The 25,692-nt window shown below is 68.2% G+C and carries 19 protein-coding genes; 5 read left to right on the top strand and 14 right to left on the bottom strand.

Annotation, left to right across the window (positions count from 1 at the left end; translation table 11 throughout):
* On the bottom strand, positions 1-444 hold the full coding sequence (locus AC1DGD_RS09385) for a hypothetical protein (protein WP_476849143.1): 444 nt from the start codon (positions 442-444) through the stop codon (positions 1-3).
* Between the two features lie 39 nt (positions 445-483).
* On the opposite strand from AC1DGD_RS09385, the gene purN reads away from it, so the two are divergent.
* Both purN and AC1DGD_RS09375 read left to right on the top strand, forming a co-directional pair.
* The gene (gene purN / locus AC1DGD_RS09380) at positions 484-1,059 is read left to right on the top strand and encodes a phosphoribosylglycinamide formyltransferase (RefSeq protein ID WP_476856619.1); all 576 of its coding nucleotides are present in this window, start codon (positions 484-486) and stop codon (positions 1,057-1,059) included.
* Positions 1,060-1,420: 361 nt separating this feature from the next.
* The gene (locus tag AC1DGD_RS09375; protein ID WP_476856618.1) at positions 1,421-2,167 is read left to right on the top strand and encodes a hypothetical protein; all 747 of its coding nucleotides are present in this window, start codon (positions 1,421-1,423) and stop codon (positions 2,165-2,167) included.
* 93 nt (positions 2,168-2,260) lie between these two features.
* Here AC1DGD_RS09375 and AC1DGD_RS09370 read toward each other — a convergent pair whose 3' ends face one another.
* Positions 2,261-3,613 carry an MFS transporter gene (locus AC1DGD_RS09370; protein WP_243180242.1) on the bottom strand — a complete coding sequence of 451 codons (1,353 nt, stop codon included), beginning with the start codon at positions 3,611-3,613 and terminating at the stop codon, positions 2,261-2,263.
* Positions 3,614-3,763: 150 nt separating this feature from the next.
* On the opposite strand from AC1DGD_RS09370, the gene purH reads away from it, so the two are divergent.
* On the top strand, positions 3,764-5,449 hold the full coding sequence (gene purH, locus AC1DGD_RS09365) for a bifunctional phosphoribosylaminoimidazolecarboxamide formyltransferase/IMP cyclohydrolase (RefSeq protein ID WP_476856617.1): 1,686 nt from the start codon (positions 3,764-3,766) through the stop codon (positions 5,447-5,449).
* Between the two features lie 1,086 nt (positions 5,450-6,535).
* Here the strand turns inward: purH and AC1DGD_RS09360 are convergent.
* A complete protein-coding gene (locus AC1DGD_RS09360) occupies positions 6,536-7,534 on the bottom strand; it encodes a trypsin-like serine peptidase (protein ID WP_476856616.1) in 999 nt (332 codons plus the stop codon).
* A 245-nt stretch (positions 7,535-7,779) separates the two neighbouring features.
* Between AC1DGD_RS09360 and AC1DGD_RS09355 the strand changes: the two genes are divergently transcribed.
* Positions 7,780-10,002: an NADP-dependent isocitrate dehydrogenase gene (locus AC1DGD_RS09355; RefSeq protein ID WP_476856615.1), complete on the top strand. Its 2,223-nt coding sequence runs from the start codon at positions 7,780-7,782 to the stop codon at positions 10,000-10,002.
* 197 nt (positions 10,003-10,199) lie between these two features.
* On the opposite strand, the gene AC1DGD_RS09350 is transcribed toward AC1DGD_RS09355, so the two are convergent.
* The 10 genes from AC1DGD_RS09350 to AC1DGD_RS09305 form a co-directional block, all read right to left on the bottom strand.
* Entirely contained in the window at positions 10,200-10,736 is a 537-nt protein-coding gene (locus AC1DGD_RS09350; RefSeq protein ID WP_476856614.1) for a mucin-associated surface protein, read from the bottom strand.
* Positions 10,733-11,935 (bottom strand): serine/threonine-protein kinase, encoded by a 1,203-nt coding sequence (locus AC1DGD_RS09345; RefSeq protein WP_476856647.1) that lies wholly within the window; start codon positions 11,933-11,935, stop codon positions 10,733-10,735. Before AC1DGD_RS09345 ends, AC1DGD_RS09350 begins: the two co-directional genes overlap by 4 nt.
* 474 nt (positions 11,936-12,409) lie before the next feature.
* Positions 12,410-13,666 (bottom strand): hypothetical protein, encoded by a 1,257-nt coding sequence (locus tag AC1DGD_RS09340; RefSeq protein ID WP_476856613.1) that lies wholly within the window; start codon positions 13,664-13,666, stop codon positions 12,410-12,412.
* A gap of 152 nt (positions 13,667-13,818) precedes the next feature.
* A complete protein-coding gene (locus tag AC1DGD_RS09335; protein ID WP_476856612.1) occupies positions 13,819-14,889 on the bottom strand; it encodes a Gfo/Idh/MocA family protein in 1,071 nt (356 codons plus the stop codon).
* A gap of 184 nt (positions 14,890-15,073) precedes the next feature.
* Entirely contained in the window at positions 15,074-15,781 is a 708-nt protein-coding gene (locus AC1DGD_RS09330) for an ABC transporter ATP-binding protein (RefSeq protein WP_476856611.1), read from the bottom strand.
* A gap of 2 nt (positions 15,782-15,783) precedes the next feature.
* A complete protein-coding gene (locus tag AC1DGD_RS09325; protein ID WP_476856610.1) occupies positions 15,784-17,232 on the bottom strand; it encodes an ABC transporter permease in 1,449 nt (482 codons plus the stop codon).
* A 280-nt stretch (positions 17,233-17,512) separates the two neighbouring features.
* Positions 17,513-18,616: a substrate-binding domain-containing protein gene (locus AC1DGD_RS09320; RefSeq protein WP_476856609.1), complete on the bottom strand. Its 1,104-nt coding sequence runs from the start codon at positions 18,614-18,616 to the stop codon at positions 17,513-17,515.
* A gap of 65 nt (positions 18,617-18,681) precedes the next feature.
* On the bottom strand, positions 18,682-19,950 hold the full coding sequence (mmsB, locus tag AC1DGD_RS09315) for a multiple monosaccharide ABC transporter permease (RefSeq protein ID WP_476856608.1): 1,269 nt from the start codon (positions 19,948-19,950) through the stop codon (positions 18,682-18,684).
* Positions 19,951-20,004: 54 nt separating this feature from the next.
* Positions 20,005-21,561 carry a multiple monosaccharide ABC transporter ATP-binding protein gene (gene mmsA, locus AC1DGD_RS09310; protein ID WP_476849130.1) on the bottom strand — a complete coding sequence of 519 codons (1,557 nt, stop codon included), beginning with the start codon at positions 21,559-21,561 and terminating at the stop codon, positions 20,005-20,007.
* A 131-nt stretch (positions 21,562-21,692) separates the two neighbouring features.
* Positions 21,693-22,883 (bottom strand): ROK family transcriptional regulator, encoded by a 1,191-nt coding sequence (locus tag AC1DGD_RS09305; protein WP_243180206.1) that lies wholly within the window; start codon positions 22,881-22,883, stop codon positions 21,693-21,695.
* A 241-nt stretch (positions 22,884-23,124) separates the two neighbouring features.
* Between AC1DGD_RS09305 and AC1DGD_RS09300 the strand changes: the two genes are divergently transcribed.
* Positions 23,125-23,931 carry a nitrilase-related carbon-nitrogen hydrolase gene (locus tag AC1DGD_RS09300; protein ID WP_476856607.1) on the top strand — a complete coding sequence of 269 codons (807 nt, stop codon included), beginning with the start codon at positions 23,125-23,127 and terminating at the stop codon, positions 23,929-23,931.
* On the opposite strand, the gene AC1DGD_RS09295 is transcribed toward AC1DGD_RS09300, so the two are convergent.
* Positions 23,910-25,685, bottom strand: a complete 1,776-nt coding sequence (locus AC1DGD_RS09295) for a PucR family transcriptional regulator (RefSeq protein WP_476856606.1) — start codon at positions 25,683-25,685, stop codon at positions 23,910-23,912. The genes AC1DGD_RS09300 and AC1DGD_RS09295 overlap by 22 nt on opposite strands.
* Positions 25,686-25,692 lie beyond the last annotated feature (7 nt).

Raw genomic sequence — 25,692 nt, 5'->3', positions numbered from 1 at the left:
TTAGCGCAGCTGCGTGGGCAGCTGGCCCGGCAGGGACTTCTCCAGCTGCGTCCGGCATTCCGAGGTTGCCTGCTGCGTCAGTGCGTAGCGGACGCACTGCTGGTAATCGCGGATCTGGTTGAAGAACAGCGTCGAGGCCAGGACCACCAGCAGCATCACCGCCGAAACCACCAGCCCGGATATCGCGCCGTACAGAACCAGCCGCGATTCCTTGTATTTCACCGCCCGGACCAGGACCACGATGCCCAGCACAATCCCCGCCACCGTGAGCAGCGCCGTCAGCCACACATAACCCACGTCGAGCTGGAAGACGAAGAACGAGCCCAGGACCGCGATGACGAACAGCCGGAACAGGGTGTGCGTCAGCCGTGCGGAATCTTGTGCTGCCTGGCCGGCCGGTTGCCGGTCCGACTGGCCGCTGCCGGATTCCGTGGGGGGATTCATGTTTTCCAGCCTACGCGAGCGGCCCCATAAGCTAGGACCATGCGCATAGTTGTCCTCGTTTCCGGCACCGGCTCCAACCTCCAGGCAGTAATCGATGCCGTGAAGTCCGGCGATCTCGACGTCGAGATCGCCGCCGTCGGCGCCGACCGGCCGGGGACGTTTGGGGTGGAACGCTCCGCCGCCGCCGGGATTCCCACGTTTGTGGTGGACTTCAAGGCCTACCCGGACAGGGCGGCCTGGAACGCGGCCCTGACCGAAGCCGTGGCCGGCTTCGCCCCGGATGTGGTGGTCTCCTCGGGCTTCATGCGGATTGTCAGCGCCGACTTCATCGACGCGTTTGGCGGCAAATACCTCAACACGCACCCGGCGCTGCTGCCGTCCTTCCCCGGCGCCCACGGTGTCCGCGACGCGCTGGCCTACGGCGTGAAGGTCACCGGCTGCACGGTGCACTGGGCCGACGCCGGGGTGGACACGGGCCCCATCATCGCGCAGGAAGCCGTGGCGGTCGGGGACGGCGAGAGCGAGGAATCCCTGCACGAGCGCATCAAGGTGGTGGAACGCCGGCTCTTGGTCTCCACGCTCGCTTCCCTCGCCGCGGCCCACACCCCCGCCTGATTTCCCCGCTGCTGGTTTCCCGCGCTGCCGGGTTTCCCCCGCTTGACCCAACTAGCTCGCAGTAGGGGCCGTTTTGGGCGCTCAAAACGGCCCCTGCTGCTGGCCAGTTGGGTAGACGGGCCGCGGCTTGTGGATAACTCTCCGAGGCAGTCCTCGGTTTTGCGACGATGGGTCGATGAAGACACCCCGGCCGCTCCCGTCCCCGCTCGGTTCGGCGCCGTTTACAGTCAGGGAGGCCGTCAACGCCGGAGTCAGCCGGCGCCGGCTTAAGCATCGCTCGCTCCACGTTCCGAGCCGCGGGATCCGGTTGCCAGCAGAACACCCCGTTGAACTAGCGCACCATGCGCGGCCCCTCACCCTTGTGACGCAATTCTCTGCAGCCTCCCACGCGACCGCCTTCTTGATCTGGGACTTTCCGGGCTTCCTCCCGGGTGCCGACGCCCTCGGCATCCACATTTCCCGTCCGGACACGATGGCAATACCGCGGCGCAGGGGCGTGATTGGCCATGTCGGGCAATTCTTCGCCGACGAAATCACCACGATCGACGGGCTGCTGGTCACCACTCGGACCAGGACGTGGCTGGACTGCGCCCGGAAGATGAGCATTGACGAGCTGACCGTGGTGGCTGACCACTTATTGCGTCATCCTCGGCCTGAGTTTGAAGGCCGGACGGAGCCTTATGCCGGTCCTGGGGAACTGGCCGAAATGCTGGACCGACACAAGGGTACGCCCGGCATCCGCAAGGCGCGTCTCGCCTTGGACCAAGCCCGGATCGGCGCGGATTCGGCCCCCGAGACGAGACTCCGGCTTGCCCTCTGCCGCTCAGGACTACCGGAACCGGAACTGAACGTGCGCACGGTCCTGCGCTCCGGCGTCGTGCGTCAACCTGATCTTGCCTATCCGGAACACCGGGTTGCTGTGGAGTATGAGGGGGCCGTGCACTCCGACGCGGCCCAGGTCGTACGTGATATTGCCAAGGAAGAGGACTACGCAGGCAGTGGCTGGATCCTGGTCAGGATCTCAAAACGGCACATGGAGAACGAGGCGCGCGCCGCCGTGGCCAAGGTCCGCGCCGCTCTCGCCTACCGCGGCTGGCAGCCCAAGTAGCTCGCAGCAGGGGCCGTTCTGAAGACTCAGAACGGCCCCTGCTGCGAGTCAGTTGGGTTAGGGATGAGGGTGAGCGCTCGGGTTGTGGGCGCGTTACTCGAGCCGGCGCTGCTTCGTCTCGGGGGCGAAGAACGCCATCCACAGCACGGAGAGCAGCACGAGGCCGCCGGCCAGGGCGAACGACGTCGCGAGCCCCAGTTCCGGCCACAGGAAGGCCGCGAAGATCAGCGGACCGAACCCGGCGCCGAGCCGGGAGAACGTCGAGGCCCAGCCGAAGCCGGAGCCGCGCAGTTCCGTGGGGTAGAGCTCGGAGACGTAGGTGTAGAGCACCGGGATGGCCACCTGCACCACGAAGCCGAACACCAGGAGCCAGAACACGGCGGCGGTGGGAATGTCCACCACGATCGCCACGATCACCAGCGTCAGCGCGGACAGCGGGCCGGTGATCGCCAGGATCCACTTGCGGCCCACCCGCTCCACCAGCAGGGCGGCCACCACCACGCCCAGGAGTCCGACGGCGGCCATCGACGCCGTGGTCAGGAAGGCCTTGTACTCCTCGAAGCCGGCGCCGATCAGGATCCGCGGCATCCACGTCAGCGACAGGTAGTAGACGAGCAGGATGCTGAAGAACAGGGCCCATGCCGCCGTCGTGATCTTCCAGTTGAACTGCCAGAGGGCGCGCAACTGCGTCCACGCACTCCCCGCCGAGAGGCGTGGTGCATCCTGCGGTGCGGGCAGGCTGTAGACGCGGGCCTCGGCGCCGGTGGCCTGGACCAGGGCGTCGATCACCTTGGCGGCCTCGTCGCGGCGGCCCTTGCGGATCAGGAACAGCGGGGATTCCGGCACGCTGCGGCGGATCCAGAACACCAGCAGCGCCGGGAGCACCATGACCAGCATGGTCAGCCGCCAGTCCGCGAAGGCCGCGACCAGCCCGGCGGAGACAAAACCGCAGAGGGCCGCGCCGATCGGCCACCAGCCGTCCATCGCGGTGAGCACCCGGCCGCGCTGTTTGCGCGGGGTGAACTCGCCCACCAGCGCGTAGTCCACCGGGATGCAGCCGCCCAGGCCGAACCCGGCCAGGAACCGGAACACGACGAACCACATGAAGTCGGGGGAGAAGGCGCCGAGCACGGTGAAGATGGAGAAAATCAGCAGGGTCGCGGTGAAGGCCTTCTTGCGGCCGATGGTGTCCGCGATGGTGCCCCAGACGAACGCGCCCAAGGCCATGCCAATGAGGTTCGCCGTGCCGATCCAGGCGGCATCGCCCGGGCTCAGCGACCAGTGCTTGGACAGCAACGGAATGAGGATGCCGTTGAGGGTGACGTCCCAGGCATCGAACATGAAGCCCAGTCCGCCGATCAGGAAGATCCGGCCCTGGACCTTCCACCGCCACGGCAGTTCCTGGACCACCTGTTCGCCGCTGGGCACAGTGGTGTACGTGTTCATCTTGGCCTCCTGTGAAAACTCTACGTGGCCGGGCCGCGGCCTGCGCGTGCTTCACACTCCGGCGCGCGGGAGGGCCCGGCGGCGGGACGCGATAAACTGGCCGCATCCCCACCACCCGCGGCCCCGCCGCGATATAAGACGGAGACTTTTGTGAGCTTCACGCAGCTTGACCGTGTATCCATCGACCGAGTTCCCATCCACCGGGCACTGATTTCGGTCTACGACAAGACCGGTCTGGAGGAGCTCGCTCAAGGCCTGCACGCCGCCGGCGTCAAGATCGTCTCCACCGGCTCCACGGCCAAGAAGATCGCCGCCGCGGGCATCCCCGTGCAGGAAGTCGAGGAAGTCACCGGCTCCCCCGAAATGCTGGACGGCCGCGTCAAGACCCTGCACCCGCGCGTGCACGGCGGCATCCTCGCGGACCGCCGCGTCCCGGCCCACATGCAGACCCTGGCGGACATGGAGATCGAGCCGTTCGACCTCGTCGTCGTCAATCTCTACCCCTTCGTGGAGACCGTGAAGTCCGGTGCCGCGCCGGACGACGTCGTCGAACAGATCGACATCGGGGGGCCCGCGATGGTGCGCTCCGCCGCGAAGAACCACGCCGCCGTCGCCATCGTGGTGGACCCGGCGTCCTACGGTGCCGTGGTGGAGGCCGCCGCCTCGGGCGGTTTTGACCTGAAGACCCGCCGCCGGCTCGCCGCCAAGGCGTTCGCGCACACCGCGGCCTACGACACCGCCGTGGCCACTTGGACCGCCAGCCAGTTCCGCGACGAGGACGGCGACGGCGTGATCGACTGGCCCGCCTACGCCGGCCTGGCCCTGGAACGCTCCGAGGTGCTCCGCTACGGCGAAAACCCGCACCAGCAGGCCGCACTGTATGTGGACAAGGCCGCCCCGGCCGGCATCGCCCAGGCCGACCAGCTGCACGGCAAGGCCATGAGCTACAACAACTTCGTCGACGCCGACGCCGCCCTGCGCGCCGCCTTCGACTTCGCCGAACCCGCCGTCGCCATCATCAAGCACGCCAACCCGTGCGGCGTGGCCGTGGGGTCCTCGTCGGCGGCCGACCCGATCGCCGACGCCCACGCCAAGGCCCACGCCTGCGATCCCGTGTCCGCGTTCGGCGGCGTCATCGCAGCGAACCGCACCGTCACCGCCGGGATGGCACGGACCGTCGCCGGCATCTTCACGGAGGTCGTCATCGCGCCGGGCTTCGACGACGAGGCAGTGGAGATCCTGTCCAAGAAGAAGAACATCCGCCTCCTGGCCCTCCCGGACGGATACGGACGATACCCGACCGAGTTCCGCCAGGTCTCCGGCGGCATGCTGGTGCAGGCCACGGACAAGGTCGACGCCGACGGCGACACCCCCGCGAACTGGACCCTGGCCGCGGGCGACGCCGCCGACGCCGCCACCTTGGCCGACCTCGCGTTCGCCTGGACCGCGTGCCGCGCGGCGAAGTCCAACGCCATCCTGCTCGCGGACAACGGTGCCGCCGTCGGCATCGGCATGGGCCAGGTCAACCGGCTCGATTCCTGCAAGCTCGCGGTCGAGCGCGCCAACACCCTTGGCGTCACCGTGGAGTCCGATGTCGAGGGTGCTGGCGGGGCCTCGAATGCCGACGCCGCCGCTTCGCCGGAGCGTGCCCGGGGCGCTGTAGCGGCCTCGGACGCGTTCTTCCCGTTCGCCGACGGACTGCAGATCCTGGTCGACGCCGGCGTGCGCGCCGTCGTCCAGCCCGGCGGCTCAGTCCGGGACGAGGAAGTCATCGCCGCGGCCAACGCCGCCGGCATCACCATGTACTTCACCGGGGCACGCCACTTCTTCCACTAGGGCCCTTCCACTCGGGTAGTGCTCTTCCACTCGGGCTGCGGTTCGCGCACAAGGGACCCGCGCGCAAGAGACCGGCACAAAAAATGGACATGCCCTCCCTGGCTGGGGGACATGTCCATTTTTTGTGCCACCGAGTGGGCTGGTGGCCAGCCCGCGAGACATGCCCGTTCTTTCCGCGGGACATGCTCATTCTTCGCGGCAAGGAGTGGGCATATGGGGGATATGTCCAGGCTTCGGAGCGTGGGGAGGGCATGTCCCGTGCGACCCTCGGCGGCCAGGGCCAGCCGGGGGACATGCTCAGTCTTTTCGTTGCGTAGCGGGCCAACCCAAAGGACGTGCTCGCGGCTTCAGGAGCTCGAGACCGACCCGGTCGGACATGCCCATTCCTTCCCTGACATGCCCTCCCTGGCCGGGGGACATGTCCATTTTTTGCGCCAGCGAGTGGGCTGGTGGCCGGTCCCTGGGACAGGCTCATGCTTTCCGCGGGACATGCTCATTTTTCGCGGCAAGGAGTGGGCATATGGGGGATATGTCCAGGCTTCGGTGTGTGGAGAGGGCATGTCCCGTGCGACCCTGGGCTGCCAGGGCCAGCCGGGGGACATGCCCGTTCTTTCTGGCGCGCCGGGGGCCATCCGGGGGACATGCTCATTCGTTGCCAAGCGCCGAGAAGCCACCCGGGAGGACATGTCCACTCCGCATGGCAAGGCCCGGACATGTGGGGTATATGTCCGGGCCTTGGTGTTAGCGGAGGGCATGTCCAGGGGGCGGGCGCGATCCGCCGTCGCACATAAAGCCAGCGCGGGGCCACTGCGTCCTCCCCACTGCTGAAGATGGGACGCAATGACCCCGCGCTGGGGCAAACAGGGTAAACAGGGTAGACAAGCCCGGCTGCGCTGGCCCCGCGAACAGGCCCCCGCGAACGGAGCGCGGGCCCCGCGAACAGGCCCCCGCGAACGGAGCGCGGGCCCCGCGAACAGGCCCCCGCGAACGGAGCGTGCGGGCCCCGCGAACGGAACGCGGGCCCCGCGAACAGGCCCCTGCGAACGGAGCGCGGGCCCCGCGCGAACGAGGCCCCGCGCCCTCAGGTCAGGAAGCGGCCGCCGTGGTGTAGGCCTGCTGGATCACGCTGCCCCAGTACGGGCCGTACATCGTGGTGGAGTTGCTGCCGTAGCCGTAGCTGTTGATGGAGTTCTGGTAGCCGCCGGCGCTGGTGCCGATGAACCACGGACCGCCTGAGGAACCGCCGGTCATGTTGCAGGGGATCCCCTGGGTGTTGAACTGCGGGTTGTAGGGATCGTTCGTGGCGGTGCCGGAGCAGCTCTTGAGGGATTCACCGTTGAAGGGCGCTGCGGCGGGGTAACCGAATGACTTGTAGCTCAGGCCGCGGGCGGCGTTGAACTGCAGCCCGGAGCCGCCGACGACGTCGCTCAGGTACTGGCCGTTGAGCGTGGACATGACGGCGAAGCCGGTGTCGTAGGTCATGTCACCCGAGGAGCTCCACTGGGTGGGGGCGTAGAGGGCCTTGGCCGTCCACTTGCCGTAGGGGGCCGCGCCGTTCAGGTACGCCGGGACGAACGTGAACTTGGTGGCGAAGGCGCCCGGGCCCTCATTCACGCAGTGCCCGGCCGTGGAGACCGTGCTCTTGTTGCCGGAGGAGACCGAGTTGCCGGAGCAGACGTAGTTCGTCCCGCCGAGGGTGAAGAAGACCTTGCCGATGTGCGGGACGGGGGTTTCGCTGGCATTGGTCTTGGTCTGGAGCGTCTGGGATTGCAGCTTGGGAGCCGCGGCCTCGACCTTGCTCGGCGCGCCCGTTTCCGCCGGGCCCCTGGCCGCGGTGGCCTTGCCGTTGCGCTTCATGGCCCTGTCGGCCAAGACGTCGCCGGGGACGGCGCTGCGCATGCGTTCCGCGGTCCAGTAGTCGGCCGCGCCCGTCTCGGTGACGGTGTGGCTGGCGACATCGGAGGTGGGAACCGGTGCCTTGGCCGGTGCGGGGGAGGCCGTGGCCGCCCCCGCGGCACTCAGGGCCAGCAGCGCGGCGGCCGAAAGAGTCAGCAGGCTGGTGGCCAGAGTCTTGGGTGTTCTCATGGGTGTCCTAACCGGTGGAAAAGCGGGGCGGCCGCTGTTGGCGGCCGCTGGATGGAACGAAACTACGGCAATTTGACTAATCTGTAAAGTCGCTTGTCAATTTTTGTTATGCCGTGTCGGGATGTCACTCATCCGTCCGCGCACGACGCCGGTAGGCGCCAACGGGGGCACCTCGGGTAAGTTAGGGGTGTTGAGATAACACAAGATTCCGGAAATACCCAGACCTTCAGGGAGACGCCCGCGCAATGGCAAAGATTATCTATACCCACACCGACGAAGCGCCGATGCTGGCCACCTATTCGTTCTTGCCGATCATTGAGGCGTTCGCCTCGACGGCCGGTGTGGAAGTGGAGACCCGCGACATCTCGCTGGCCGGCCGCATCATCGCCGTGTTCGGCGACTACCTCACCGAAGAGCAGCGCGTCAGCGACGCCCTGGCCGAGCTTGGTGCCCTCGCCAAGACGCCCGAAGCCAACATCATCAAGCTGCCCAACATCAGCGCCTCCGTGCCCCAGTTGAAGGCCGCCATCGCCGAACTCCAGGGCCACGGCTACGCGCTGCCGGACTACCCGGACAACCCCTCCTCGGACGAGGAAACGGACATCCGGTCCCGCTACGACAAGATCAAGGGCTCCGCCGTGAACCCGGTCCTGCGCGAAGGCAACTCGGACCGCCGCGCCCCGCTCTCGGTCAAGAACTACGCCCGCCAGAACCCGCACAGCATGGGCGCCTGGACTCCGGAGTCCAAGACCAACGTGGCCCACATGGACGCCGACGACTTCCGCTCGAACGAGCTGTCCGTGGTGATCGAGGCCGACACCAACATCAAGATCCAGCTCGTCAAGGAAGACGGCACCGTCAAGGTCCTCAAGCGTGCCTTCCCGGTCCTGGCCGGCGAGGTCATCGACGGCACCGTGATGCGGGCCGCGGCCCTGGATGAGTTCCTCGCAGCCCAGGTCGTCCGGGCCAAGAACGAGGGCGTGCTGTTCTCCGCCCACCTCAAGGCCACCATGATGAAGGTCTCGGACCCCATCATCTTCGGCCACGTCGTCAAGGCCTACTTCGCGGACCTCTTCGCCACCTACGGTGAGCAGATCGCCGCCGCCGGCCTGAGCCCCAACAACGGCCTTGCCTCCATCCTCAACGGCCTCGAGGACCTGCCGGAGGAGATCCGCGGCGAGGTCCAGGCAGCCATCGAAAAGGGCCTCAACGAGGGCCCCGAACTTGCGATGGTCGATTCCGACAAGGGCATCACCAACCTGCACGTGCCCTCCGACGTCATTGTCGACGCCTCGATGCCGGCCATGATCCGCAGCTCGGGCCACATGTGGGGCCGCGACGGCCAGGAAGCCGATACCCTCGCCGTCCTCCCGGACAGCAGCTACGCCGGCATCTACCAGGTCGTGGTTGATGACTGCCGCGCACACGGGGCCTTCGATCCCACCACCATGGGCACCGTCCCGAACGTCGGCCTCATGGCCCAGGCCGCCGAGGAATACGGCAGCCACGACAAGACGTTCGAGATCCAGTCCGCCGGCACCGTCCAGATCGTTGACGACGCCGGCACGGTGCTGATCGAGCACAAGGTTGCCCCGGGCGACATCTGGCGCGCCTGCCAGACCAAGGACGTGCCGATCCGCGACTGGGTGAAGCTGGCCGTCACCCGTGCCCGCGCCTCCGCCACGCCCGCCGTCTTCTGGCTGGACAAGGGCCGCGCGCACGACGCCCGGATGATCGCCAAGGTGGAGGAATACCTCAAGGACCACGACACGGAGGGCCTGGAAATCGCCATCATGTCCCCGGATGAGGCCACGGCCTTCACGGTGGAGCGCCTCCGCAAGGGCGAGGACACCATCTCGGTGACCGGCAACGTGCTCCGCGACTACCTCACCGACCTCTTCCCGATCCTGGAACTGGGCACCAGCGCCAAGATGCTTTCGGTGGTGCCGCTGATCAACGGCGGCGGCCTGTTCGAGACCGGCGCCGGCGGATCCGCCCCGAAGCACGTCCAGCAGTTACTCAAGGAAAACCACCTGCGCTGGGACAGCCTGGGTGAATTCCTCGCACTGGCCGTCAGCTTCGAGCACCTCGCCACCAGCACCGGCAACGCCCGCGCCCAGGTCCTGGCCGACACCCTGGACCGGGCCACCGGCACGTTCCTGCTGGAGGACAAGTCCCCGAAGCGCAAGGCCGGCGAGTTGGACAACCGCGGCAGCCACTTCTACCTGGCCAAGTTCTGGGCCCAGGAACTGGCCAGCCAGAACGACGACGCCGAGCTCGCCGCGGCCTTCGCCGCCGTTTCTGACGCGCTGAACTCCAACGAGGACACTATCACCGGCGAACTCCTGGCCGTCCAGGGTTCCCCGGTGGACCTTGGCGGGTACTACCGGCCGGATGCGGCCAAGGTTGCAGCGGTCATGCGCCCGTCGGCGAAGTTCAGCGAAGTGCTTGCGACGCTGACCAAGTAGTCCCAGCCTCAACCGGCGCCAGACCTCAGGCAGCGCCCGGGCCGGCCGCCACGCAGAACGCCCCGTCTCCCGAAAGGGAGGCGGGGCGTTCTGCTGTCCGCCCGGGATTCCGGTGCGCGCGTCGCTGCTGGTTGTAGGGGTGGCTGGTCGGAGGATGGCAGGAAGGAGGGGCAGCCGGGCGGGGGAGGGCTGCGGGGTCAGCCCTTGCCGTTGCCCTTGTGCTTCGATTTCCCGGTGGCGGCCTTGGCCGGGGCCGGGGCGACGGCGGCCGGGGCCGTCCGCGCTGCAGCGACCTGGGCTGCTGCCTGAGCCGCGGCAGCCTTTTCAGCCGCTGCTTTGTCGGCTGCCGCTTTGTCAGCCGCTGCTTTTTCCGCAGCCTTCCGGGCCGCCTCGGCCGCCTGCTGCGCGGTAAGGTCCGCCCGGACGGCGTCAATCGATGACTTGATGCTCTGGTGGCGTCTGAAGGACACCTCGCCGCTCGCGGCGACGGCATCCAGCCGGGTCAGCAACTCGTCAAGGTGCTTCAGGGAACCCTCCGGGTCGTTGGCGGCTGCAGCCTGGCTGACAGCCAAGACTTCGGATTGAAGTTGCCGGGCCGCGCCGCTGCCCAGTTCGGGGGCGGGGGAGCCGCAACCGGCCAAAGCCCCGGCGGCCAGGAGTCCGGCGAGGAGGCTTGCGGGCACCCGATACCTCACCCGGCCGCGGTCTTGCCCGGCGGTTCGCGAATCGCTCATGGTTCCACACCCTTCTGCAGTTCCCTCAGGTGATCGCCGAGCGGTCCGGTGACGGTGGGGTAGGGGACGACGTCGGGCGCCGCGGGGGCGGACAGGGCGACCGCGATCGTCGCCACGACGGCAAGGACTGCCAGCACGGCGAGCAGCCCGGCCACGCGGGTGCGGGGCCGGGCCCGGAGAAACCATGCGGCCCCGCGCGACACGGAGCGGCGGCGGCGCGGCCGCAGCGGCAGGGCATCCGGGTCCAGTGAGTTCAGGGGGCGTGTTCTCGACGCCGCAGCCGTTGCGGCTCCGGGCCTGGGTGGGCGGGGCCGCCTTGCCGGCGGGGCCGGGAGGACCCGGGTGGGTTCCGTTGTGACCGGCCCCGGCAGCGATCCGGGGGAAACGAGGGCAACACGGAAAGCTGCCTCGAGATCGGCGGCCGCGGGGCGGTCCAACGGGTCCAGGACGGTCATGGCCTGGATGAGCCGGGCCCACTCCTCGGGCACGGCGTCCGGGATGACGGGGGCGCGGTGCAGGCGGGCCACGGCGGATTCGACGGCGCTGCCCGGGTACTCCACCTCGCCCTTGAGGCATTCGAGCAGGACCAGGCCCAGCGAGTAGATATCACTCGCCGGACCGAGGTCGGCCCCGCGGGCCTGTTCGGGACTGAGGTAGGCGGCGGTTCCCACCATGGTTCCCGTGGCGGTCAGCCGGGTCCCGTCGATGATCCGGGCGATGCCGAAGTCTGTGAGCTTGGGCCGCAGCGGCTCTCCCGGCCGGACCGGCACCAGGAGGATGTTGGCGGGCTTGATGTCCCGGTGGACGATGCCGAGGCCGTGGACGTAGGCGAGGGCATCGGCGATCCCGGCGCCCACCACGGCCAACTCGGCCAGCGGCAGGGGACTGTGGCGGATCCGGGTCCGCAGATCCTGGCCGTCCACGAGCTCCATGGTCAGGAACGGCCGGGGCTCCTCGGGAATCCGGGTGTCCGTCCCGGCGTCGAACAGCGTCACCAGGCTTGGATGATTCAGGGTCGCCAGCAGTTCGATCTCCGCTTCCTGGCGGCGAAGCTCGTCAGGATCCGCCGACTGCGGTGCAAAGAGTTTCAGGGCAACGTCCCGGCCAAGGTTCAGGTCCTTGGCCGTGTAGACCGATGCCATGCCGCCCCGGCCAATCACCTCCCCCAGCTGATAGCGGCCGCCCAGGGGCTCCGCCATGATGCTGTTGGGCGAACTGTCCACGCTGTCCCCGTACCTTTCGTGTGCGCCCCGGCGGCGCTCCTAAAGAATGATACGGGTACGGGTATCTGATTGCGGTCCGCGTGGTGCGTGGGGGACCCCCGGTCCCGGCGCCGAAGCGTCTTCCCTCACCGGACGCCCACCCGCGGACGCCCCTCCGCCGGAGCATGCCGTTGGGTCCCCCAGCGGACCCAACGACCTTGCTCCGGCGGTACAGGACCTTGATGGGAGCGGTGGCATGCGCTAGGGCGGGCGGGGCTTGCAGCCGGGCCTCGGCTGCGGACCGGAACGCTCGGGGTGGGCGGGCGCTGAGAGGGTCAGGCCGGCGGGAAATGGGGTGCCGGAAGCCCGGCGGTGGACGGTCGTGTCCATGGGGGATTCTCCTGGGTGACTGTTGGCGGGCGGCGAAGGCAGCCCGACGGGCCGTGCTCTGTGGAGGCAGAGACGGCCCGACTAGTCAGGAGAAGAACCGGGATCAGCGCTAACGGCTGCGTACTCGTGCTGGAGCGGTCCGCCGATGGCGTCGGCCCCGATGGTGGGCACGTAGAAGACCAGGCTGGGCATCCACGCAGCCGTTCCGGCAGGCCCGCCGCCGGAGTGCCCGCTGCCGGACCCCGAGCCCGGAGCCGGCGGGAGTGCGTCAGGCGCAGGCAGTCCCGTTCCGCCGTGCCATGGGCCCGGACCCGGGTTGCCGGAGGGAGCCGGCGGTTCACCGGTCCCGGCAGGGGCCTTGGCCGGCGGGGCAGCGCCGGACTGGACAGCTGCCGCGCCCCGGGGTTCAGGGATCAGCAAGGCGGGATAGGCAACAGTGGCACCCGGGGAAGGAGACGCCGGGAACGGACGGGCCGCCACGGTGCCGGTGGGGGCAGGCGCCGGCAGTTCAGCTGGTGCTGCGTTGGCGGCGGTTGCTTTTGCGGCGCCCGCCGGTGCCGATTCGCCATCGACAGCGGCCGGCGTCCCCGCAGGCGATCCCGCCGCGACGTCGCCGCCTGGAACGACGCCGCCTGGAACGACGCCGTCTGGTGGCCCGGCCGCCGGGTCGCCGGGGAGCGGAGTTGCTGGCTCCGGAACCGGAACCGGGGCCGCCGGGTCGCCGGGCGACGAAGGTGCTGGAGCCGGTACCGCAGGGTCCACCACCGGCGGATCGACGCCGGGGACCGGAACCGCAGGGTCCACCACCGGCGGAACAACACCGGGGACCGGAACCGCAGGGTCCACCACAGGCCCGGTTGCCGGCGGGGTGAGTGCCGGCGCAGGGAGCGAAGGGTCAGGGAGCGCCGGAGAGGGGAGCGCCGGGTCCGGTGCCGCCGGCCCAGGGGCGGGCGGTGGCGCGTCGGGAACCGCCGGGTCAGGGGCGGTGTCCGCGGGCCCGTTCGGGTCGGCAGGAACGACGTCCGCGGAAGCTACTCCCGGCCCCGGAACAGCGCCCGCCGCCCAGGTGCCCGCCGGGACCGCAGGGATGTCCACGGAGACCACGCCGTCGAGGGAGGGAACAGGGAGGTCGTCGGCGTCCGTACAGGAGGCGGCGGCCGTGCTCTCCCCGGCGTCGTCGGCCGTCCCGTAGAACGCGCAGGCGTCGTCCGCCTGCGCGGCCGTGCAGGTCAGTGTCAGCCACGCGGCGCCGGCGACGGCGGCCAAAAGCACGCGCCGCAAGGGGCGCAGGGGGCGCAAGGTGCGGCCCGCGCGGGAGGACGCTGCTGCAGGATCCATGCGCGCACCCCCGATCCCGGAAGACTGGACAATTGCCTACAGGGTAAGTCGGCCCCAACAGGAGAGTCCAGAGCGGGGCCGAAACTGTAGGCATACCGAGACACTTGGAATGCGCCGGGTCCGTTGCCTGGGGCGTGGAAAATGCGAGGCGGTTAGTGGGCGTCGTTGGGGTAGCTCACGCCGAGCTGCGCGCGTACGCCGTCGAAAAGCCGCATGGTGTTCAGGGAGTCCTCCAGAGGCATGACCGGGCTCTCGGTGAGGCCCTGCTGGATGCACCGCGTGACCTCGCGGAGCTCGTAGGTGTAGCCACGTCCCACCACGGTGAACTGCTCCGTCCGGGGCCCCTCGAAGCCGATCCGGACCAGCAGTTCCTTCGGGTTGTTGATGGAGCCGGGGCTCTGGAGGTAGCCCTTGGTGCCGGCGACGGTGGCCGTGCGGGGGCCGTAGGCCATCAATGACGAGGTCAGTTGGGCCTGGGCGCCGTGGTGGTAACCGAGCGTCAACGCATTCTGGGCGTCGACGCCGTCGTCGTTCAGCCAGCCGGTGGCGCTGACCGTTTGCGGGAACCCCAGGGTGCCGAGCGCCCAGAGCAGGGGATAGACCGTCATGTCCAGCAGGGCGCCGCCACCGTCCTTGGGTGCCCAAAGCCGGGAACCGGGCGAGTACGGCGCCGGAAAGCCGAGGTCGGCGCCGACCCATTTCACCTCGCCGATCTCGCCCGAGGCAGCGATCTCGAACGCCCGCTGCATGCTGGGCAGGAACCGGCTCCACACCGCCTCCATCAGGAAGACTCCGTTGGTCCGGGCCGCCGCGATCAGCTCGGCTGCTTCCCGGGCATTGATCGTGAGGGCCTTCTCGCACAGCACGTGCTTGCCGGCGTTGAGGGCGGCGAGGGCTATCTTGTGATGGTGGGCGTGCGGGGTGGCGACGTAGACGACGTCGACGGCGTCATTGGCGAGCAAGCGGGCATAGCCACTGGCGCCCTCCTGGTCACCGTAGGCGTGGACAAAGCCGTAGTCGGCCGCGAACGCGTCCGCGGCCGCCTGTGTGCGGGAGCTGACGGCGTACAGTTCCGCATCCGCCAGCAGCCCAAGGTCGCGTGTGACCGAAGCGGCGATCCCGCCGGTGGCGATGACACCCCAGCGCAGCCTGGCACCGGTGGCTGTGCGGGGGTCCTGGTCCGGCTGGCTGAACAGCCACGGCTTTGCGATGAGGGCAGACATGATGCCATCTTCTCACCCAGGGGGCGGGCGGGCCGCGGTGTTGACGGCCCTGGCATGGCGGAGGTTCGACGCGGAGATCCAGTCTCACGAAGTTCAGCTCCGGCGGCTCGCCGCCGGAGCTGCGGGCGGGCCCCCAAGGCCTGCCCGCAGCTCCGCCGCCAAAGTCCCCGCAGCCGGCCGGTCCTCAGCTGGTCAGGGCCGCCGTCGCACGGGTCCGGGCCGTTTCCTCCGTGAGCCGGCCCTGCTGGAGCCGGAAGCGCCGGGCCGTCTTGTTGGCCAGGGCACGGTCGTGGGTGACCACCAGGATGGTGGTGTTGTGGTCCCGGCTGAGCGTGCTGAGCAGCTCGATGATGTGCTCGCCGGTCTGCTCGTCCAGGTTGCCGGTGGGTTCATCGGCCAGGATCAGTTTGGGTTCGTTCGCCAGCGCCCGGGCGATCGCCACCCGCTGCTGCTCGCCGCCGGAGAGCCGGTTGATGCGCCGCCCGTGCTTCTCCGGATCGAGCTGGACCTGTTCGAGCAGCTGCCGGGCCCGCTCGGCCCGCGCCGCCTTGCGCACGCCGGCGAATTCCATCGGCAGCATCACGTTGTCCACGGCCGAGAGGTTCGGGATCAGGTTGAACTGCTGGAACACGAAGCCGATGTCCCGGCGCCGGTAGTTGGTCAGTTTCCCGTCGGGCATGCTGGCCAGGCTCACGCCGTTGACCACCACGTCGCCGCTGGTGGGCTTGTCCAGCGCCCCGAGCAAGGAGAGCAGGGTGCTCTTGCCGCTGCCGCTCTTGCCCACGATCGAGGCCAGCGTGCCCTGCTCCAGCTCGAAGCTGACATCGTTGACCGGCTTGATGGTCCGGTCGCCGGACTTGAACGTGCGGACCAGGTTCTTGACTTCGATCATGGCTATTCTCCTCGGAGGACTTCGATGGGACGGATGCGGGCGGTGAGCAGGGCCGGGACGAGCGCGCCGATGATGGCGACGCCGAAAACTGCGGCGATGCCCGCGGCGATCACGCCGGGGGAGGCGCTCGCCGTCACGGAGGTCAGCAGCTGGCTGGCCCCGCCCAGCGGTCCGCCCGCCCCGCCCGGGAACCCGCCCCCGGGAAAGCCGCCAGCGCCGCCGCGCTGGCCGGTGGCCGCCGCGCTCGTGCTGCTGCTTGAGCTGATGAGGGCGCTGGCGATGCCGCCGCTGGCGAGGGAGGCGACGGCGGCGCCCACCACGCTGCCCATGGCCACCAGCACGAGGGCCTCCAGCACAAACTGCAGGCCGATGGTGCGGTTCGGGGCGCCGATGGCCTTCAGGACACCGATCTCGCGGCGTCGTTCGCGGACCAGCATGACCATGATCAGGAGGATGATCAGGCCGGCGGTGCCAAGGGCCGCGATGAAGGCGATGAAGGAAATGTTCTTGACGCTGTCCAGCGAGCTGACGGCTGTCTCAAGGTTCCGCTGGCCCTGGGTGACGTCGGCCTTGTCGGAGCCCAGCGCCGCCTGCAGGGCGGTCTTGGCGGCGTCGACGTTTTCCATGCTGTTGACCGTGACGATCATGGTGGAGAGTTCGTCCGGGAGCGCGGCGAGGGTCTGGGCGGTCGGCAGCGTCACGTAGAGCGCATTGTTGCCGAACGCGGTCCCGGAGTCGAACAGCCCCCGGACGGTGAAGGTTTTATCACCGATGGTGAACGTCGAGCCCACGCTGAGGCCGTTCTTGGTGGCCAGGGTGGTGCCCAGCAGGGCGCCGGTGGACGCAGCGGTGTAGTTGCCCAGGCCGGTGCCCTGCGTCAGCTGCAGGGCCTTGCCGGTGGAGTCCACCTCGGCGCCGATGCCCGTTGCCGTGATGGGCAGCGAGAACGCCGGCGCGGCCTGCGCGGTGCCGCCGGTACTGCCCGAGGTGCTGCTTCCGGAGGCGCCGGTACTGGCTTGGTTACGGTTGCCGAGGGTGCCGGCGTCGACGGCGGCCGTGAGGCTCGTGGTGACGGAGGTGGCCGACTGGCCGCCGGGGCCGCCTTGGCCTGTCCGTCCTGACGCGGCCTCGGCGGCAATGTCAGCGGCGTTGCGCAGGCGCAGCGCCTTGGTGCCGACCACGCTGCTGACGTTGGGGACGGCCGCCGCCGTGGCCGCCTGGGCGGACGTCAGCGGCTCGCCGCCACCCTCGAACCCCTGGCCGCCGGCGGGGTTCACGGTCAGGACCGTGCCCACCGAGGCGTTCAGCTCGGCAACCTTGCCGGTGACGGCCTGGTTGGCCACGAGCATGGCCAGGGCAAGTCCAATGGCTACGGCCAGGACCGCCACCACGGCGGCGGTCCTGACCTTGTTTCGAAAGGCGTTGCCTACACTCCGGGCAAGAACGCTCACGGTGCTCCTAGTTTTTCTTGGGTGTCTCTGGGGGTATCTCCTGCCGGGCCCGATGCCCGGCGCTGGTCCCACAGTGGTACGGGCCGCTGTGCGAACCTCCCCGCAAAGCTATGTCTCCGCTGTGAAGCGCCTCGCCGCAGGCAAGGTCACTGCCAAGGTCACCGCCGGCGCACCACCGCCAGCGCATCACGGCCAACGCAAGAGCCCCGGCCCTCCCTTGCGGGAGAGCCGGGGCTCTGTACTCTGGCGCGGCCGGTGAAGCGGTCGCCCAGATAAGGAACTACTGCTTGGTGATCGGGCCGAGGACCGGATCGTTCTCGTACGCCGTGTGGACGTTGTCCTTGGTGACGATGACCGGCTTCAGCAGGTACGCGGGAACAACCTTGTTTCCGTTGTTGTAGGACTTGTCGTCGTTAATCTCCGGCTTCTTGCCTGCCTGGACGTCGTTGACCATGGTGATCGAGTGGTCAACGAGCGCATTGGTGTCCTTGTTGATGGTGGAGTACTGCTCGCCCGCCATGATGGACTTGACCGACTCAACCTCGGAGTCCTGGCCCGTGACAACCGGGATCGGCTTGCCGGCGGCCTTGACAGAGGTGATGATCGCGCGGGCCAGGGTGTCGTTCGGGGACAGCACGCCGTCAAGCGGGGCGCTGCCGTACGTTCCGGCGAGCAGGGTGTCCATGCGCTTCTGGGCGTTCTCTGCCTTCCAGCCCTGGGTAACGGCCTGTTCGAAGCTCGTCTGGCCCGAAAGGACCTTGAGGGTGCCGTCGTCGATCTTCGGCTTCAGGACGCTCATGGCGCCGTCGAAGAAGACCTTCGCGTTGGCGTCATCAGGGGAACCTGCGAAGAGCTCGATGTTGTACGGGCCTGCCGGCTTCTTGCCCTTCATGCCGTCCAGCAGCGCCTGGCCCTGGAGTTCACCGACCTTGAAGTTGTCGTAGGCCACGTAGTAGTCCACGTCCGGGGTGTTCAGGAGCAGACGGTCATACGCGATGATCGTGGCGCCGGCATCCTTGGCCTGCTTGAGCTGGGTGCCCAGCTGCGCACCGTCGATGGCACCGACGATGATGAGCTTGTCGCCCTTGGTGATCATGGCACTAATCTGGTTCTGCTGATCCGAAACGCCGCCATTGGCGAACTGCACATCCGGCTTGTAGCCGGCCTTGGTGAGGCCGTCGTTGAACAGCTGCTCCGCCAGAACCCAGTTTTCCGAGGTCTTCTGGGGCAGCGCGACGCCGATCGACGAGCCCTTCGGGAATGCTTCGCCTCCGGAGCTCGAACCGCCGGTAGTCCCGGTGTCGGAACGGCCGCAGGCCGTCAGCGCCAGTGCCGCAATAGCAGCGATTGCTGCTGCCTTTCCTGCTTTACCAATCATTCGCATTGCTTGGTTCACTTTCTTTTGGTGGTGTGCGGAGAATTGTGGGGTTGGGGAACCGGGGGAGCCGCTCAGGCTCCCCTGGAGATGACGTCTGTGGTTTGGGTTGTCTCGTCGGCCTTGATCTCGTTACTGCGGCTGAAGTTCTTCATCAGCATCCCGACGACGGACCTCTTGCCCTGGGTCTTGTTGTAGACGTCGAAGGCGACGGCGATCAGGAGCACCAGGCCCTTGATGATCTGGGTGAGGTCGGCGCCGACGCCGAGCAGCTGCAGGCCGTTGTTCAGGACTGCCATGACCAGGCCGCCGATGATCGAGCCGATCACGGTGCCCACGCCACCGGTGACCGCGGCGCCGCCAATGAACACGGCGGCGATGGCGTCCAGTTCCCAGCCGACGCCGTCGAACGGGCCTGAGGCGGTGGAGCGGCCGACGAAAATCATGCCGGCGAGGCCGGCCAGGAAGGACATGTTCATCATGACCAGGAAGTTGACCTTCTTGGACTGGACACCGGAGAGCTCGGCGGCGTGCCGGTTGCCACCGACGGCGTAGATGTGGCGGCCGATAACGGTCTTGGAGGAGATGAAGCCGTACACGAGGACCAGGACGGCCAGGATCAGGCCCGGCACGGGGAAGGAGGTGCCCGGCCGGCCGGTGGCAAAGAGGTAGGTCGCGTAGAGGATGGCGCCGGAGACCAGCACCAGTTTGATAACCATGACCCACGCTTCGGGAACCTCGGCACCGAGGGCCTTGGCGTTGCGGCGGGAGCGGATCTCGCTGAAGATCACGAACGCGACGCCGAGCAGGCCAATGAGCATGGTGGGGTTGTTGTAGCCGGTATTCGGTCCAAACTCGGGCAGGTAGCCGGAGCCGATGTACTGGAAATCCGTGGGAACCGGGATGGTGTTCGACTTGCCGACCAACTGGTTGGCGCCGCGGAAGATCAGCATGCCGGACAGCGTCACGATGAACGCGGGGATGCCGACATAGGCCACCCAGAATCCCTGCCACATTCCGATCAGGGCGCCGAGCCCGAGCCCCATCAGGACGCCGATGTACCAGGGCAGCCCCCAGTCGCGGATGAAGAGTGACACGCAGACACCCACGAAGGCCGCGACGGAACCGACCGAGAGGTCGATGTGCCCGGCGATGATGACCAGCACCATGCCGATGGCGAGGATCAGGATGTAGGAGTTGCCGTTGAAGAGGTTGATGACGTTGCCCGATGTGAGCGTGCGGCCCTCCGTGAAAATCTCGAAGAACACGATCAGCGCAACCAGGGCGAAGATCATGCCGAATTGGCGGGTGTTGCCGCCAAAGAGCTTCTTGAGCGCGTTCATTGTTTCAGTCCTTGTGTCCGGGGTGTTCGGATTGTTCTGGTTTGTCCCAAAGGGTCAAGCGGTCTTGCGGGCAGACGTCATGAGTTTCATGAGGCTTTCCTGGCTGGCTTCGTCCTTGTTCAGGACGCCGGTGATGGCGCCTTCGAAAATCGTGTAGATCCGGTCCGAGAGGCCCAACAGCTCGGGCAGCTCCGAGGAAATGACGATCACGGCCTTGCCCTCGTTGGCCAGCTTCTGGATGATGCCGTAGATCTCGTACTTGGCCCCGACATCGATCCCGCGGGTGGGTTCGTCCAGGATCAGCACGTCCGGGTCGGTGAACATCCACTTCGCCAGCACGACCTTCTGCTGGTTGCCGCCGGAGAGCTTTGCGACGCCTTCCTCCACGGAGGGCGTCTTGGTCCGCAGCGACTTCCGGTATTCCTCCGCGACGGCGTATTCCTTGTTGGCGTCCACCACGAAGTTCTTGCTGATCTTGCGCAGGTTTGCCGAGACCGTGGTGGCCTTGATGTCGTCCAGCAGGTTCAGGCCCAGGGACTTGCGGTCCTCGGTGACGTAGCCGAGTCCGGCGTCGATCGCCTGGCGGACGCTCTTGAGCTGCAGTTCCTTGCCTTCTTTGTAGACATGGCCCGAGATGAAGCGGCCGTACGAGCGCCCGAACACGGACCGGGCCAGTTCGGTGCGTCCGGCGCCCATCAGGCCCGCGAACCCGACGATCTCGCCGCGGCGGACGAAAAAGCTGGAGTTCTTGCAGACCAGGCGGTCCTGGATCTGCGGGTGCCCGACGTTCCAGTTCTTCACCTCGAAGAGGACATCGCCGATCTTCGGCTCGTGGTCCGGGAACCGGGATTCCAGGGTCCGGCCCACCATGCCCTTGATGATGCGGTCCTCGTCGACGCCGTCGGCCTTGACGTTCAGGGTCTCGATCGACTTGCCGTCGCGGATGATCGTGATCTCATCGGCGATCTGTTCGATCTCGTTGAGCTTGTGCGAAATGATGATCGAGGTGATTCCGCGGCCCTTGAGGCCCAGCATGAGGTCCAGCAGGTGCTGGGAGTCGGACTCGTTCAGCGCCGCCGTGGGCTCGTCCAGGATCAGGAGCTTGACCGACTTGTTCAGGGCTTTGGCGATCTCGACCAGCTGCTGCTTGCCGACGCCGATCTCCTTGATGGGGGTGTCCGGGTCCTCGCGCAGCCCCACGCGGGCCAGCAGTTCGGTGGACCGGGTCCGGGCCTCGGCCCAGTCGATCACGCCGCGCTTGGTGGGCTCGTTGCCGAGGAAGATGTTCTCCATGATCGACAGTTCGGGGATAAGCGCGAGTTCCTGGTGGATGATCACGATGCCGGCGTGCTCGCTGGCCCTGATGTCCTTGAACTCCTGGACTTCGTTCTGGTAAACGATGTCCCCGGTGTACGTGCCGTAGGGGTACACGCCTGAGAGTACCTTCATCAGGGTCGATTTCCCGGCGCCGTTCTCACCGCAGATGGCGTGGATCTCGCCGGCCTTCACCCGCAGGCTCACATCGGCCAAAGCTTTAACGCCGGGGAACTCCTTGGTGATGGATCGCATCTCGAGGATTAGCGGATCACTGTGCGTGTTGAGGGACGTCATCTGCCCTTACGCCTCCAATGCATGACTTCGTTGTCCGCCCCTGCAAACCGCAGGGCCGTCTGATGGAAAAGTAAACTGGATCACAGCCCTTGTCGTCAAGTCTTTAACGCAACAGCCACATAACGAAATGGTTAGTTTCGCCGGATTCCGGCGTGCTGGAAGACCAAAGCCGTGGCCCCGAGGGCCTCGGCCCGGTCGCCCAGGGACGACATCGTGAGGGTGGTTGTCTCGCCTATGACCGGCACCGCGTGGCGGATCAGGCCGCGCCGGATCGGGTCCAGCAGCAGCTGGCCAAGGCCCGCCAGCGGGCCGCCGACCACAATGACCTCGGGGTTGATCAGGTTCGCCACGTTGCCCAGCGCGCGCCCGACGGCGAGCCCGGCGTCGTCCACGACACGGAGCGTGGCGGAGTCCTTCTCCAGGGCCTTGCGCACGATGTCCCCGGGCGAGAGCGGCCGGTCCTCGCCGCGGCTCAGGAGCTCGATCATGGTGGTGGTGGAGGCGATGGTTTCCAGGCAGCCGCGGTTCCCGCAGCGGCAGATCAGCCCGTGCTCGTGGATGGTGGCATGGCCGATTTCGCCGGTGATGCCCACGTTGCCGTAGTACGGGGCGCCGTTGAGGATCAGCCCCGCGCCGATGCCCGAGCCGATCTTGAGGAACATCAGGTTGCTGATGCCGCTGTGCGGCCCCCAGGTGACCTCGGAGAGGGCGCCCAGGTTGGCGTCGTTGTCCACAAAGACGGGGAGTTCCAGCGCTTCTTCTAGGCGTTTGAGGATGTTGATGCCCACCCATTCGGGCAGGATCGCGCCTTGCGCCACGGTGCCTGTGCGGCGGTCGATCGGGCCGGGAATTCCGACGCCTGCACCCACCAGGGCGCTGCGTTCCACACCGCTGTCCGTGAGCAGCCGGTCCAGCACGCCGACGGCGGCCTGGATGCCTTCCTCGGCGTGATGGCCCAGGGGCAGCAGGACCGACTCTTCGGCGATCACGTGGTAACTCAGCGAGGCCAGCACGACGCGCAGGTGGCGCCGGCCGAAGTCGATTCCGACGGCGACGGCTCCGTTGCTGTTGAGCCGGACGTTCAGGGCGCGCCGCCCGGAACTGGTGATCGGTTCAGTCGAGGCCAGCCCGGCGTCCTGCATGATTTTGACGATGTTCGAGACCGTGGCTGTCGAAAGCCCGGTCTGGCGGGCCAGTTCCGCCTGCGTGGATGGGCCCGCGAGGAGGCATTCGATGATCCGCTGCTGGTTCAAATGCCGGAGGGCGGACTGCGATCCGGGGTTCTTGGTTCGGCTCCTCGTTGAGCGCGTTGGTGAGGGCATGCTATGAAGCGTGACGCATTCGCGCCTTGTAGTCAAGAAGTTAACGCAACGATAACGGCCGCGCCGGTCGAATGCCGGGGAGAGGGCGGTCAGCATCCGCCGTCTCCGCGGCAAGGACGTTCTGCCCCGCCGGCACGCTGGCCGGGTGGAATTGCACCACACCCCGCGTTCCGGGCCACGGCTACTCTGGTCGGGAGAACCCGCCGCGACCCGCGGAGGCGTCCGGAAACGTGAGGTGGTAATGGTGCTGCTGGCACTGATGCAGGCGAACTCCGCCGTGCTGGACATCGATGCGAACTGCGCCGCGGTGGAGGCCGCGGCGCGCAATGCGTCCGCCGCGGGCGCGCAGCTGCTGGTGACCCCGGAACTCTTCCCCGTGGGCTACGCGCCGCGGCGGCTGCGGGAGGCGTTCGATCCCGGCAGGTTGCCCGCGCTCCGGGAAGCCCTGGCCGGCATCGCGCGGCGCAACAACATCGCCCTGGTCTACAGCCTGCCCACGCTGACGCCGGCCGGCGGGTGGCACATTTCCGCCACCCTGGTCGACGAGGCGGGCGACGAGCTGCTCAGTTACGACAAGGTGCACCTGTTCGGCCCGGACGAGCGGGCGGCGTTCACACCCGCCGCGGCTTCCCCCGGCGTCGTGGATTTCCACGGGCACAAAACGGCGCTGGTCATCTGCTACGACATCGAGTTTCCCGAGTCGGCGCGGGCGGCCGCCCTGCGCGGCGCGGACCTGCTGCTGGTGCCGACGGCACTCGCCGGCGGATTCGACGCCGTGCCGCAGGTGCTGATCCGGGCCCGCGCCCTGGAGAACCAGCTGACGGTCGCCTACGCCAACCACACCGGTTCGGAGGATGACAGCGACTTCCGCGGCGGCAGCATCGTCGCGGGCCCGGACGGCTCGGTCCTGGCCGCGGCCGGGGCCGGGCCGGAACTGTTGTTTGCCGAGCTGGGTGAGACCGGCCGCGCCGCGGCAGACGGCATCGAGGACGCCGTGGACTACCTGCGCGACCGCCGCCCGGAGATCTACCGCTCCTGGGGAGTCTGACCGGCAGCCGACGCCAGACCTGCGCTGGCCGGTGCACTGGACGCCTGACCTGCGGTGGCCGGGGCGGGCGGCTCAGGCTCGGCCTGGTACTGCAGGGCGATCCAGAGTTCCGCGCGGGCTTGGGCCTGGTTGAGGTCAAGGCCCAGCAGCTCAGCGATGATGCCGATCTGCCGGCGGACGCTGTTTCGATGCAGTCCCGTGGCCTTTGCCGTGGCGTCCCAGCTTCCGTTTTCGCCCAGCCAGGCCCGCAGGATGCCGAGCAGGCTGTCGCGGCGCTCCGGCTCGAGGGCGAGCAGGGGCGCCAGCAGATGGCCCGCCAGCAGGGTGCCGGCAGCCGGTCCCAGCAGGCCGGCCACCGACCACGTCACGTCATCCGCCCGGACGCTCCGGCCGCTCGTGAGAACGCGGTTGCGCAGTGAAGCGGCGTGCCGGTAAGCCTCCGGCAGGTTCGCGAAATCGGTGCCGCTGCCGATCACAAGGCGCCAGCCGAGCCGCTCCACTTCGGCGAGCAGGGCGTCGTCGACCTTTAACCGGGTAATCGCGGCAAAGCCGTACTCGGTGAGCTCCACGAGTTTTGTGTCGAACAGCCGCCGCCACTCCAGCAACGCCCGCACCGGAGCCTCGCCCGGTCCGCCCGGGGTCCGGGAGCTGTCCGGGGCGGCGTCAATCCGGAGACCCTGCACGACCCGCAGCTGGCCGGACCGGGTGGAGGAGATGCTTTGGGCCAGCAGGTCCTTGAACCCGTTGACATGCCGTGCGGATCCCGAGGCCACGCTCTCCGGGTGGAGCAGCAGCGCCGTGGCCAGCTGGCTCGGGGCCAGGGAGCCGCTGATGCGCTGGCGGACCAGCAGTTCCAGCAGCCCGACCGCGGTGGAGACAACGCTGTTCTGGGCCGGGGTCAGCGGGGCGTCCGTGCCGAGGATGAGCGCGCCGAGGTTGGCGTCCCGGGTGCTGCGCAGCGGATACCCGAAGACGAGGGACGAGCCCGCGGCGTCGAACGAATCCATCTCGACCCGCGGACCGCTGCCGGCGAGCAGCCTGGCCAGCAGCGGCTGCAGGTCGGCGGGGTCAACTCCCGGCACGGTGCCGGCAGCGGCGCCGGCGGCCCGCGGACCGGGGGAGGGGCCCGAACCGCGGGCGCGCACCCGCCCGTCGGCGCCGACCAGCACGGCCCAAACCGGGACGCGCTGGACCAGGGCCGCGAGGAGTTCGTGCTCGGGGCGCGCGGACAAGACCGCGCGCATGAGCTGCCGGCTGGTGTCGGCCAACTGGCGGAAGGTCTTGGCGTTGTCCGACTCCAGGAGCCGGGAGAATTCCAGTCCCAGCGCGGCGAACGGGAGGCTCTCCGGGATGGCGACCAGGGTCAGGTTGTGCTGCCGGCAGGCCCGCACCACGGCATCGGGCACGGCGTTGAAGTACGGTTCCAGGCCAAAGCCCAGGGCGCCGACGCGGGCCTGGACCAGGCGCCGCACGTAAGCGTCCACCGCCTCCTCGCTGCCGCCCCCGCCCACGAACGGCAGGCCGGCCGTGAGCAGGAACTCGCCGTCGAGCAGGTAGGGGGTGGGATCTTCCAGTTCGCTGGGCTCCACCCAGCGCAGGCGCTCCTGGCCGTTGCCGCCGTCGTGCACGACGGCCAGTGCCGGCAACTGGCCCAGGAACTGCGCCAGAGTGACGAAGCCGAGCCGCTCCGGGTCCTCAGCAGCCACGGCCGCGGCCCCCGTGCCGGCCGCCCGGCCTGCGGAGTCCAAGTGCATTAAGTCT

The sequence above is a fragment of the Arthrobacter sp. 05T45 genome, from assembly GCF_056395875.1.
This window is presented reverse-complemented; position numbering and strand designations above follow the sequence as displayed.